The sequence below is a fragment of the Neisseria dentiae genome (assembly GCF_014055005.1).
Taxonomy (GTDB): Bacteria; Pseudomonadota; Gammaproteobacteria; order Burkholderiales; family Neisseriaceae; genus Neisseria; species Neisseria dentiae.
In genome coordinates this window covers 2,613,497-2,626,057 of sequence record NZ_CP059570.1, presented here as the reverse complement: position 1 = coordinate 2,626,057, position 12,561 = coordinate 2,613,497, and the positions used below count along the sequence as shown (strand labels likewise).

At 54.4% G+C, this 12,561-nt stretch carries 13 protein-coding genes; all 13 read right to left on the bottom strand.

The features are described from left to right. Positions 1-5: 5 nt before the first annotated feature. Positions 6-1,505 (bottom strand): NADH-quinone oxidoreductase subunit M, encoded by a 1,500-nt coding sequence (locus H3L92_RS12275; protein ID WP_085365835.1) that lies wholly within the window; start codon positions 1,503-1,505, stop codon positions 6-8. 184 nt (positions 1,506-1,689) lie between these two features. After that, positions 1,690-2,094 (bottom strand): type II toxin-antitoxin system VapC family toxin, encoded by a 405-nt coding sequence (locus H3L92_RS12270; protein WP_085365834.1) that lies wholly within the window; start codon positions 2,092-2,094, stop codon positions 1,690-1,692. After that, complete coding sequence (locus H3L92_RS12265) at positions 2,091-2,372, bottom strand: AbrB/MazE/SpoVT family DNA-binding domain-containing protein (protein WP_085365833.1); 282 nt, start codon at positions 2,370-2,372, stop codon at positions 2,091-2,093. Before H3L92_RS12265 ends, H3L92_RS12270 begins: the two co-directional genes overlap by 4 nt. 136 nt (positions 2,373-2,508) lie before the next feature. Then, positions 2,509-4,539 (bottom strand): NADH-quinone oxidoreductase subunit L, encoded by a 2,031-nt coding sequence (gene nuoL / locus H3L92_RS12260; protein WP_085365832.1) that lies wholly within the window; start codon positions 4,537-4,539, stop codon positions 2,509-2,511. A 93-nt stretch (positions 4,540-4,632) separates the two neighbouring features. After that, complete coding sequence (gene fic, locus H3L92_RS12255; protein ID WP_085365831.1) at positions 4,633-5,178, bottom strand: protein adenylyltransferase Fic; 546 nt, start codon at positions 5,176-5,178, stop codon at positions 4,633-4,635. Positions 5,179-5,230: 52 nt separating this feature from the next. Continuing rightward, the gene (nuoK, locus tag H3L92_RS12250; RefSeq protein ID WP_085365830.1) at positions 5,231-5,536 is read right to left on the bottom strand and encodes an NADH-quinone oxidoreductase subunit NuoK; all 306 of its coding nucleotides are present in this window, start codon (positions 5,534-5,536) and stop codon (positions 5,231-5,233) included. Next, the gene (locus H3L92_RS12245) at positions 5,533-6,189 is read right to left on the bottom strand and encodes an NADH-quinone oxidoreductase subunit J (protein WP_085365829.1); all 657 of its coding nucleotides are present in this window, start codon (positions 6,187-6,189) and stop codon (positions 5,533-5,535) included. The genes nuoK and H3L92_RS12245 overlap by 4 nt, the downstream gene beginning before the upstream one ends. Before the next feature lie 79 nt (positions 6,190-6,268). Next, a complete protein-coding gene (locus H3L92_RS12240) occupies positions 6,269-6,613 on the bottom strand; it encodes a VOC family protein (RefSeq protein WP_085365828.1) in 345 nt (114 codons plus the stop codon). 79 nt (positions 6,614-6,692) lie between these two features. After that, entirely contained in the window at positions 6,693-7,172 is a 480-nt protein-coding gene (gene nuoI, locus H3L92_RS12235; protein WP_085365827.1) for an NADH-quinone oxidoreductase subunit NuoI, read from the bottom strand. 66 nt (positions 7,173-7,238) lie between these two features. Continuing rightward, entirely contained in the window at positions 7,239-8,315 is a 1,077-nt protein-coding gene (nuoH, locus tag H3L92_RS12230; protein ID WP_085365826.1) for an NADH-quinone oxidoreductase subunit NuoH, read from the bottom strand. Between the two features lie 2 nt (positions 8,316-8,317). Beyond that, positions 8,318-10,576, bottom strand: a complete 2,259-nt coding sequence (gene nuoG, locus H3L92_RS12225; protein WP_085365825.1) for an NADH-quinone oxidoreductase subunit NuoG — start codon at positions 10,574-10,576, stop codon at positions 8,318-8,320. 199 nt (positions 10,577-10,775) lie between these two features. Continuing rightward, complete coding sequence (nuoF, locus tag H3L92_RS12220) at positions 10,776-12,071, bottom strand: NADH-quinone oxidoreductase subunit NuoF (RefSeq protein ID WP_085365824.1); 1,296 nt, start codon at positions 12,069-12,071, stop codon at positions 10,776-10,778. A 159-nt stretch (positions 12,072-12,230) separates the two neighbouring features. Beyond that, the gene (locus H3L92_RS12215) at positions 12,231-12,548 is read right to left on the bottom strand and encodes a cupin domain-containing protein (protein WP_085365823.1); all 318 of its coding nucleotides are present in this window, start codon (positions 12,546-12,548) and stop codon (positions 12,231-12,233) included. Between the last annotated feature and the right edge of the window lie 13 nt (positions 12,549-12,561).

Here is a 12,561-nt window from a genome sequence, read left to right as displayed (position 1 = left end):
ACACCTCAAATCTTGCTTTGCGCCACTTGGCTGATCAAATCGTTGGCAGCCTGGTGGATGACTTCGATAAACGCTACGGGATACAGGCCCATGCCCAACACCGCCACCGCCAAAACCGCCAAAACAGCGAACTCGCGGCAGTTGATGTCTTTCATTTCTTTCACTTCGGGGTTGGTGATTTCGCCGAAAATCACGCGCTTATACATCCACAAGGTATAAGAAGCACCGTAAATCAGCGTCAGCGCGGCCAGCGCGCCCACCCAGAAATTCACTTCCACCGCGCCCATAATCACCATAAATTCGCCCACGAAACCCGAAGTGGCGGGCAAACCGGCATTGGCCATGCCGAACAGCATCATAAAGGCGGCGAATTTCGGCATCACGTTTACCACGCCGCCGTAATCGGCGATATTGCGGCTGTGCAGGCGGTCGTACATCACGCCGATACACATAAACATCGCGGCAGAAACAAAACCGTGCGAAATCATCTGGATAACCGCACCTTTCAACGCCCAGTCGTTCAGATGGCCGTCAACAAACAGGAACATACCCAAAGTAACGAAACCCATGTGGCTGATAGAAGAATAAGCCACCAGCTTTTTCATATCGGTCTGCACCAACGCCACCATGCCGATATAAATCACCGCAATCAGGCTCAGCACCACAATTGCGGGCGCGAAATAGCGCGACGCGTCGGGCAGAATCGGCAGGATAAAACGCAGGAAACCGTAGGCACCCACTTTCAGCGTAATCGCCGCCAACACCATAGAGCCGCCCGTCGGCGCTTCAACGTGGGCATCGGGCAGCCAGGTGTGCACCGGCCACATCGGCACTTTCACCGCGAAAGACAGGAAAAACGCAACAAACAGCAACTGCTGCACGCCCAGCGGAATCTGCTTCAGGTTTTGGAAATCCACAATCGAAAAGCTGCCGCCGGCCTGGTAAGACAGATAAACCAAACCCACCAGCATCAGCAGCGAACCGAGCAGGGTGTAGAGAAACAGCTTTACCGAAGCATACACGCGGCGCGGGCCGCCCCACATACCGATAATCAGGTAGAGCGGAATCAGCATACCTTCGAAGAACACATAAAACAGAATCGCATCCTGCGCGGCAAACGCGCCGTTAATCAGGCCGGACATAATCAAAAAGGCCGCCATATACTGCGCGGGGCGTTTCTGAATCACTTCCCAACCCGCCAGCACCACCATCAGCGTGATAAAGGCGTTCAGAATGATGAACAGCACCGAAATACCGTCCACACCCAGCGCATAATTGATATTCAGCGCGGGAATCCACTGGTGGAATTCGGCAAACTGATAGCCGCCGTTCAAACGGTCGAAACGGGTAAACAGCGGCAGCGTGACCAAAAATCCCGCCAGCGAACCGATAAAGGCAAGAATGCGTGCCAACGGCGCACGGCGGTCCGAGCCTGTGGCCAGAACCAGCACGCCGGCGATAATCGGCACCCATATTGCCAAGCTGAGTAGGTGGTTGGAAAACATGGTTTTTTCCTGTGGGTTAATTAAAGGTTGTTATTTGGTTTTTTAGGGTTTCGGGCTGCCTGAAAGGGTTTCAGACGGCCTTGTTCGTCTTGCCGGTTACGCTATCGCCGCAGGGTGGGTTTGCACCCGCCCTGCTCTTTTTGCCAACCCGTTTCCTGTCGGAAACTTCGTTTTCAGACGGCCTCTATTTCAACAACAGGGTTTTCACGCCTGTTTCTTGCAGCAGTTTCGCGGCCTGTTTATCAAAGGTGGCAAACTGCTCCGCACCGAGCATGGCACCGTTGAAGGCGTTGATGCCGTCTGCGAAGTCGCCATTGCGTTCCATCACGGCGAAACCTGCTTCGATTTCGTTTTCCTGCACCACCAACTTAGGCACGGACGAAACGAAATCGCGCAACAGCGCCAAGATGTCGGCAAGCGGGATTTTGTAGCTTCGGTTCAATACCCACACGGTTTCAATCAAAACGGTGGTGGGGATAATCACGCTTTCGGCCTGTGCCAGCAATTCGACGGCGGCGTTTTGCTGCGCTTCGTCGTCATTCACAAACAGCCGCACCAACACGTTGGTATCAATGGCAATGCTGCTCACGGCTTACGCTCCATACCTGCGCCCGCTACGGCGGCTTCGGCAACGGCCTGATTTATCTCCTCCACGCTCAAATGTACGCCCGCCTCGTTTTTCAGACGGCCTGCGAATTCGCGGATACTTTTGGTTTGCGCAGGTTTGGCTTTGGCCCTAATCCGCAACTCACCGTTTGGCAGTTTGGACACTTCCATTTCGTCGCCCGCACTGATGCCCAAATGGTGAAGAAATTCCTGCTTGAAAGTTACTTGGCTTTTGCTGCTCAGCCGTAAGGTGGTTGCCATATCGTTACTCCTTTGGGAATCTATTAGTAAGGTTTATTTTACCTTACTAAAAGGTAGCAAAACAAGACGGAGGCCGTCTGAATTTCTGTAACGGTGGCTTTCCACCCTGCCCTCTTGCAAGCCTTTTCAGACGGCCTTATTGAAACCAAAGCCCCCAGAAAAACGCCACAATCAGCACCAGCACGCCGAACACCATGGCGGCGGCGTAGGTGTAGATAAAGCCGGTTTGCATTTTGCGCACTTGGGCGGCAATGGCGCCGACGGCTTTGGCCGAGCCGTTGACGATGCCGTTGTCGATAATGGCGGTATCGCCCACTTTCCAGAAGAAATTGCCCAATGCGCGGCTGCCTTTGGCAAACACGTTGAAGTAAATCACGTCTAAGTAGTATTTGTTGTCGAGCAGGGTGTAAACCGGCTTGAAGGCGGCGGCAATCTTGGCCGGCAGGTTTGGAGCTTTCACATACAGCAGCCATGCCGTTACCACGCCGGCGATGGCGAGATAGAGCACGGGCGTGCGCAGGCTGTGGGAAACCATGGCCAGCGGGCCGTGGAAGGCTTCGGCCATTTTTGCCATCACGGGATGGGCTTCGTGGTTTACATAAATCACGTCTTTAAAGAAATCGCCGTAGAGCATGGGTTCGATGGCGATATAGCCGATAACCACCGACGGAATGGCCAGCAAAACCAGCGGCAGGGTAACCACCCACGGGCTTTCGTGCGGGTTGTCGTTTTTGCCCAAACCGTGATGATGTCCATCGTCATGATGATCATCGTGATGTTCGGGCAATTCACGCCATTTTTCTTTGCCGTGGAACACCATGAAATATTGGCGGAAGGCATAGAAAGCGGTAACAAACACGCTGGCAAGCACGGCGAAATAGGCGAAACCGCTGCCGGGCAAATCGCTGAAATGCACGGCTTCGATAATGGAATCTTTGGAATAGAAACCGGAGAAGAATGGCGTGCCGATCAGTGCCAAGTTGCCAAGCAACATGGTCAGCCAAGTAATCGGCATGTATTTTTTCAGGTTACCCATATGGCGCATATCCTGATCGTGGTGCATACCGATAATGGCGCTGCCCGCAGCCAAGAACAGCAGGGCCTTGAAGAAGGCGTGGGTCATCACATGGAACATCGCAATCGAATAGGCCGACACGCCCAAAGCCACGGTCATGTAGCCCAATTGCGACAGGGTTGAATAAGCCACCACGCGTTTGATGTCGTTTTGAATGGTGCCCAAAAAGCCCATAAACAGTGCGGTAATCGCGCCCACCACCATAATCACGCTCAAGGCGGTGGTGGAAAGCTCGTAAATCGGCGACATGCGCGACACCATAAACAAGCCGGCGGTTACCATGGTGGCCGCGTGAATCAGAGCCGAAATCGGCGTCGGGCCTTCCATAGAGTCGGGCAGCCAAACGTGGAGCGGAAACTGTGCCGATTTACCCATCGCGCCCACAAACAACAACAGGCAGGTAACGGTAATCAGGCTCCATTCCACACCGGGGAACAGGCTGATGGTGGCGTTTTGTACGTTTGGCAGATAAGCGAACACATCTGCATAGCGCAGGCTGCCGCCGAAATAGGCCAAAATCAAACCGATGCCCAAAATAAAACCGAAATCGCCCACACGGTTCACCAAAAAGGCTTTTAAGTTGGCGAAAATCGCACTTTCGCGTTTGAAATAGAAACCGATAAGCAGGTAAGACACCAAACCCACCGCTTCCCAACCGAAGAAGAGCTGGACGAAGTTGTTGCTCATCACCAGCATCAGCATGGAGAAGGTAAACAGCGAGATATAGCTGAAGAAGCGTTGGTAGCCCACTTTTTCATCGTGCATATAGCCGATGGTGTAGATATGCACCATCAGCGACACAAACGTTACCACCACCATCATCATGGCGGTTAGGCTGTCAACTAGAAAGCCGACCGAGAAATCCAAGCCGCCCATGGTAAGCCAGGTATAAACGTTTTCGTCGAACTTGGCGCGCGAGCCGTCGATAAAGCCCCACAGCACATAGGCCGACAACACGGTGGAAACGGCCACACCTAAAATGGTAGCCGTGTGCGCGCCCGCGCGGCCTATCTGCTTGCCGAACAGGCCCGCCAGCAGGCAGCCTGCCAGGGGAGCCAACGCGATGGCGAGATATAAAGTCATATCAGTCATTTTTTAACCTTATCTGCTTGGTGGGGTTAAGGGTTCAATCGGTTTGTTTTAAATCTTGTGTTTTCAATTTGCAGGTTGTTTTCAGACGGCCTTTCAGCTCTTTTCATACCCTTCGTAATAATACGACTGCTCGATGCCTTTAAATATCATCTCGCGGTTGTCCACATCATCGGTCAGGTTGTTCTGCAATAAAAAGCGCAATTCCAAATCGTTGACGGGGCTGCGCTCCATCGCCTGCAAATAAAGGGTTTTATCAACGTTCTGCCAATCCACTACTTTTTTCAGGTTTTTCTTCAACACCAAATCCAGCCAAATACGGGTGCTTCTGCCGCTGCCTTCCAAAAACGGGTGGGCAATGTTCATTTCAACATATTTGGCGATGATTTCTTCAAAATTCCGCTCCGGCATCTGCTCGATTTTAGCCAACGCTTCTTTCAGGTAAAGGGCGTTGGCAAAACGGAAACCGCCTTTTGAAATATCGTTTTCCCTGATTTCTCCGGCAAATTCATACAGCCCGCCGAAGAGATAACGGTGAATCTGCTGCAAGCCTGCCGTCGTGCCGGCTTCGATTCGGTTTATATCGCCGCTTTCAAACAGACGGTAAGCATTTTGCAGGCTTTGCTCGTCGATGGATTTCATCTCTCATCCCGCTTGGGTTTTCAGACGGCCTTGGTTTAGGTTGCCCTGCCCGTCAGCCTTTCAAGGTATCCAAATCGGCCACGTTAATCGTATTGCGGTTGCGGAACACCAGCACCATAATCGCCAAGCCGATGGCGGATTCTGCGGCGGCCACGGTTAAGATGAAAAACACGAAAATCTGCCCTGCTGTGTCGCCCAAGTATTGCGAAAACGCGATAAAGTTGAAGTTTACCGCCAGCAGCATCAATTCGATCGACATCAGCAGAATCAGCACGTTTTTGCGGTTCATGAAGATGCCCATGGCGCTGATGCCGAACAGAAGCGCGGCCAAAACCAGATAATGCGTTAAGGTAATCATGCTTTGCCCTCCTCTTTGCCGTCCGAATCCGTTTCGCCTGCCGTTTCAGACGGCCTGACGGCTTCCATTTTCACCATACGCAAACGGCCTTCTTTGGCATTGACTTTCACCTGATCGGCAGGATTGATGGCTTTGGGGTTAAACGTTTTGCGGTGCACCAGCGCAATCGCCGCCACCATGCCCAACACCAGCAGCACGCCCGCCAACTCGAACGGCAGCAGGTAAGTGGTGTAGAGCTGGTTGCCCAAATCGCGCACGTTGCTGTAATCGGCGGGAATCTCTTTCATCGCGCCGAACGCGGCCAGATTGGTTTTCGGGTTAACCAAAATCAGAATCAGCGCCACCGACATCAGCACACCCACCAAACCGGCCACCGGCGCATGACGCCAAAAGCCCGCGCGCATTTCTTCGATGTCGATGTTCAGCATCATCACCACAAACAGGAACAGCACCATCACCGCGCCCACATACACCAACACCAGCGTGATGCCCAAGAATTCGGCCTGCATCAGCATCCACATCAGCGCGCTCACGCAGAAAGTGAGCACCAGATACAGCGCCGCATGCACAGGGTTTTTTACGGTTACGGTTTTCAGCGCGCCGAAGAGTATCATGGCAGCCAAAACGTAAAACATAATCAGGGAGAAGGTCATAAAATTGCTCTTTCTCGGTTGGTTTTTTAATCTTTATCCGGAGCTTTCAAACGGCCTTGATGCCGTCTGAAACAAGGCTTTATGCAACAATCTGCGCCAGCGAAATCCTGTTGCCGTCGGGGTCGTTCAAATCACAGGTCAGCACAACTTCCCAATCGGTTATTTCACCTGCTTCGATTCCCGCCGCAATCAGGGCATCACGGCAGGAGGCGACATTTTCTACGGTAATCACAACGGCATCCGAACCCGGGGTTTTGCTGCCGTCCAATTGCAGCCAAGCATATTCGGCAATCAGCCATTCGGCCATATTTTCCGCAGGCATTTCGTCGGGTTTGCCCAGCCATTTGCCGTACCACGCCAAAGCGGTTTGAAAATCGGATACGCCGACAACGGAAACCAAACCGGCGGTTTTAAACAGTTTCATCGCAATTAATCCTCTTCGCGTGGGCAGAAAATCCGTGGAACAGATTGTCCGGCCTACCCCATCAATTTTTCAGACGGCCTTATCGGTAAGGCGCGTCGGCCGCTTTGCGTTTGGCGATTTCGTTTTCGTATTTATCGCCGATGGCCAGCAGCATGGGTTTGGTGTAATACAGATCGCCGCGTTTTTCGCCGTGGTATTCGAGAATATGGGTTTCCACAATCGCGTCCACCGGGCAGGCTTCTTCGCAGAAGCCGCAGAAAATACACTTGGTCAAGTCGATATCGTAGCGGGTGGTGCGGCGGGTGCCGTCTTCGCGCTGCTCCGATTCGATATTGATGGCCATCGCCGGGCAAACCGCTTCACACAGTTTGCAGGCGATGCAGCGCTCTTCGCCGTTGGGATAGCGACGCTGCGCGTGCAGCCCGCGAAAGCGCACCGACTGCGGCGTTTTCTCTTCGGGGAACATAATCGTTTCTTTGCGGGCGAAGAAGTTTTTGAGCGTTACGCCCATGCCTTTCACCAATTCGCCGAGCAGAAAGGTTTTTACTAGGTTTGCCATATCGATTACCCTTTTGGATAGGGGTTTGTGTTTATTAACTGTTTGTTCGGGGTTTCAGACGGCCTGTTATTTCCACAAACTCAGCGGCGAAATCATCCACAAGCCGAGCACCACGATGCCGATAAAGCCGATGGGAATCAACACCTTCCAGCCCAAACGCATGATTTGGTCGTAGCGGTAGCGCGGGAAAGTGGCGCGTATCCACAAATAGCCGTAAAGAATAAAGGCCATTTTCACAAACATCCAGAATGCGCCCGGCGTGCCGATAAAGCCCCAGCTTTGCGGAAAAGGCGAGAGCCAGCCGCCCAAAAACATCAGCGAAGTGAGCGCGGCAATCAGAATCATGAAAATATATTCCGCCAAAAAGAAGAGCGCAAACGCGAAGCCGGAATATTCCACGTGGAAACCGGCCACGATTTCCGATTCGCCCTCGGCCACGTCGAACGGGGCGCGGTTGGTTTCGGCCACGGCGGAAATCAGGTAAACGATAAACAGCGGAAACAGCGGCAGCCAGTTCCAAGAAAAAATCGAACCGCCGGCAATGCCCTTGCTCTGCCCTTCTACGATATCGATAAAGTTCAGGCTGCCCGACACCATCACCACGCCCACCAAAGCCGCACCCATGGCGATTTCGTAGGAAATGGTTTGGGCCGAAGAACGCATCGCACCCAAAAACGAATATTTCGAGTTGGATGCCCAACCGGCGATAATCACGCCATACACCGACAGCGAAGTAATCATCAGAATAAACAGCAGGCCGGCGTTAACGTTGGTGAGCCACCATTCGCTGCTGAACGGAATCACCGCCCACGCAGCAAACGCAGGGGCAAGCGACATCATCGGGCCGATATAGAACAGGGCTTTGTTCGACAGCTTGGGGCGGGTTACTTCTTTAAACAGCAGTTTGAACACGTCGGCAAACGGCTGGATCAGGCCGAACGGGCCGGTTACGTTGGGGCCGACGCGCAGCTGCATATAGCCGATTACCTTGCGCTCGAAATAAGTGAGGTAGGCCACGGTGAGAATCAGCGGAATCAGGATAATCACGATTTTTACGATAATCGACACCACCAGGCCGACATCGTTGCCCAGCGCGCCCATTCCGAGCTGCGTGGCAAACAAGGCTTGGAACCACTCTTGCATGATTATGCCCTTTCCAATTCAATGCGGTTCATTAACGCACCCAGCGCGGCATTTGCGGTATGCAGCGGCAGATACACCACGTTTTCGGGCAGGTGCGCATCGGCCGCCACGCTCACGTCAACGCGCGCACCGCCTTGCACGGCCTGCGCACGCTCGCCGTCTTGCAGGCCGAGCTTAGCCAGCGTGTTCGGATGCACACGGGCGGCGGGGGTTTGCGCATGGCTGGTGGCTTGCAGCGGTGCCGAACGGCGCACCAGCGCATCGGTGTGGTAAATACCGACGCCGCCCACGCGCACCAGTTCAGAGGCCGTCTGAACGCTTGCGCCCTGCCAAGTGCTTTGGTTATTCAGTTTTTCAGACAGGCCTTCTTGCCCAACGGCTTCTTTCAGCACCTGTTCGCTGCTGTCGTATTCAAAACCGCTCAATTCAAACACATTGCCCAACACGCGCAATACTTTCCACAAGGGGCGGCTGTCGGCCAAACCTTTCACCACGCCGTGGAACGATTGCAGGCGGCCTTCCATATTGATAAAGCTGCCCGAAGTTTCGGCAAACGGCGCAACCGGCAGCATCACGTCGCACACTTCGCGCAAGGTTTCGCTTTCAAACGGGGTGAACGCCATCACGCTTTGCGCCTGTTTCAGCGCGGCCACAACTTTGGCGCCGCCCGCCACGTCGATTTCCGGCTCCACGTTCAAAAGCAGCACGGCTTTTTTCGGCTGTGCCAGCATTTCCTGCACGGTTTGGCCGCCGTTCACGCCCAACACATCTGCGCCCACACTGTTGGCGGCCTGCGGCAGAATACCCAACACGGCGCCGGTGGCGGCGGCCAGTTGTTGCGCGGCGGCGTAAATCGCGGCGTAGTCGGGATGGTTTTGCGCTTCCGCCCCCAAGATCACGGCGGCTTTTTCAGCCTGCTTGAGGCCGTCTGAAACGGCGCTTTGCGTGTCTTGCGCCAGTTTGCTTAAGAAATCCGCCCAATCGTTGGGGTGCAATACTTCGTGCGCGAACAGCGGCATATGCAGCTCTTCCCTGCTGCTGGCAATCACGCTCAGGGCCATATAAGACTTGGCGGCGCGGCGCAGACGGGCGGTTAGCAGCGGCTGCTCTTTGCGCAGGTGGGCGCCCACCACCAATACGGCGTCGGCATTACCCAAATCTTCGATGCTCTGGCCCAGCCATTGTGCGCCTTGCAGGCTGCCGGCAAGGCGGTTGTCCTGCTGCATCAGGCGGGTGTCGAAATGCTTGATGCCCAAGCCGTCAGCCAGTTTTTTCGCCAGATACAGCTCTTCCACGGTGTTCGCCGGATTGGCCCAGATGCCGATTTGGTCTTGGCCGTCTTCTTTGGCGATGCATTCCAGCGTTTTCTTCACATATTCCAGCGCGGTTTGCCAGTCCACTTCGTGCCATTCGCCACCGTGTTTGATTTTCGGCGTTTTCAGACGGCTTTCGTGATACAGGCCTTCATAGGCGAAACGGTCGCGGTCGGCAATCCAGCATTCGTTGATGGCTTCGTTTTCCAGCGGCAGCACGCGGCGCACGGTGTGGTCTTTGGTTTGCACGATCAGGTTGCTGCCCAGCGCGTCATGGGCGGAAATCGATTTGCGGCGGCTCAACTCCCACGAGCGCGCATCATAACGGAACGGTTTGCTGGTAAGCGCGCCGACGGGACACAAATCAATCACGTTGCCCGATAATTCGGTTTCCACCGCTTTGCCGATAAACGGCATGATTTCGGAAAACTCGCCGCGGTTGGCCATGGCGATTTCCTGCATACCGGCGATTTCTTCGGTAAAGCGCACGCAGCGGGTGCAGTGGATGCAGCGGCTCATTTCTGCGGCGGAAACCAGCGGCCCCATATCTTTGCCGGCCACCGAGCGCTTCTCTTCGGTGTAGCGGCTGGCGGAATTGCCGTAGCCCACGGCCAAATCCTGCAACTGGCATTCGCCGCCCTGGTCGCAAATGGGGCAGTCGAGCGGGTGGTTGATGAGCAGAAACTCCATCACGCCGGCCTGCGCCTGTTTGGCCTTGGCCGAATGGGTGTGCACCACCATGCCGTCGGTTACCGGCGTGGCGCAGGCAGGCAGCGGTTTGGGGGCTTTTTCCACTTCCACCAAACACATGCGGCAGTTGGCGGCGATAGACAATTTTTTGTGGTAGCAGAAGTGCGGAATATAGGTGCCCAATTCGTGCGCCGCTTCCATCACAGTCGCGCCCTGCTTGACTGCAATCTGTTTACCGTCGATTTCGATTTGTAACATGGTGTGTTTCCTAGTTACGGATTTTTAAAGGTTTTTGCTTAAGGCCGTCTGAAAACTTTTTCAGACAGGCATTTTGTTTTTTGCAGGTAGGCCAAATAATTCCAAGTAAGTTAGGTTGTCTAACCCAATATTTCAGACGGCCTTATTTTTGTTGAATTTCAACCCAATCTAAACTCTTAAACGGATGCCGTCTGAACCATCAGCACCACTTATGCTCTTTAGCCGGCTTACCATGCTCGATATAGTGCTCGAACTCATGTCTGAAATGCTTGGTAAAACTGCGCACGGGGAAAACCGCTGCGTCGGCCAGCGCGCAAATCGTGCGGCCGGCCATATTGTTGCCGATGGAGTCGAGCAATTCCAAATCTTCGGGTTTGCCTTTGCCGCTGGCGATGCGGTGCACGATGCGGTAGAGCCAGCCGGTGCCTTCGCGGCAGGGGGTGCATTGGCCGCAGGATTCTTCGTGGTAGAAATAGCTTAAGCGTTCCAGTGCTTTCACCATACACACGTCTTCGTCCATCACAATCACCGCACCGGAGCCGAGCATGGAGCCGGCTTTGGCGATGGAGTCGTAATCCATATTCAGGCCCATCATGATGTCGGCGGGCAGCACGGGGGCGGACGAGCCGCCGGGAATCACGGCTTTGAGTTTTTTACCGTCTTTCATGCCGCCGGCCATTTCCAGCAGCTTGGCAAACGGCGTACCCAGCGGCACTTCGTAGTTGCCGGGGCGGTTAACGTGGCCGGAAATGGAAAACAGTTTGGTGCCGCCGGCGTTTTCGATGCCTTGGTCGGCAAAGGTTTTGCCGCCGTCGCGGATGATAAACGGCACGGAGGCGAAGGTTTCGGTGTTGTTGATGGTGGTGGGTTTGCCGTAGAGGCCGTATGAAGCGGGAAACGGCGGTTTGAAGCGCGGCTGGCCTTTTTTGCCTTCCAAGCTTTCCAACAGCGCGGTTTCTTCGCCGCAGATGTAAGCGCCGTAGCCATGGGCGGCGAACAGCTCGAAATCGAAGCCCAAGCCCATGATGTTTTTGCCCAGATAACCGGCTTGGCGCGCTTCGGCCAGCGCGGCTTCAAAGCGTTGGTAGCCTTCGAAGATTTCGCCGTGGATATAGTTGTAGCCTGCTTCGGCGCCCATGGCGTAGCCGGCGATAATCATGCCTTCGATCAGGGCGTGCGGGTTGAAGTTGATGATGTCGCGGTCTTTAAACGTGCCGGGTTCGCCTTCGTCGGTGTTGCAGACAACGTATTTGGCGCCCGGGAACGAACGGGGCATAAAGCTCCATTTCAGGCCGGTGGGGAAGCCTGCGCCGCCGCGGCCGCGCAAGCCGGACGTTTTCACTTCGGCAATCACGTCGTCTTGCGAGATTTTTTCGCTGAGGATTTTGCGCAAGGCCTGATAGCCGCCGCGCTTAACGTATTCTTCCAGCGTCCAGCAGTTCGGGTTTTGGGTGTCCACTCGGTCAAAAATGACGCCTGATTGGTAAATAGCCATTTGTGTGCCCTGTCGGTTAACTTTTGCTTCAATCTATATTTCGGTTTTGTTCGGTTTCGTAGGTCGGGCATTGATGCCCGGCAAAATATCTCTAACCATTCGTCGGGCATCAATGCCCGACCTACGGCTGTTTTCAGACGGCCTTGCGTGAGATGCGGCTTAAACGCTGCCTTCTTTTTCAATCACTAAAATCCGCGCTTCGCCCTGCGGGTGGGCCACGTGTTCGGTGCCGATGCCGGCAAAGAAAATATCGCCCGCCTGCAAGCGCACCACTTGTTCCTGCCCGTGCTCTCGATAGTGCATTTCTACCGTGCCGCTCATCACGGCAAACACTTCTTCGCCGTCGTTAACGTGCCATTGATAAGGCTGATCCGTCCAATGCAGGCGCACGGTGGTGCCGTTCATATTGGCAATGTCCAGCGCACCCCATGCACGATCGGCGGTAAATTCGGCACTGCGGATCACTTGGTGGCTCATGCGTTTTCCTTTG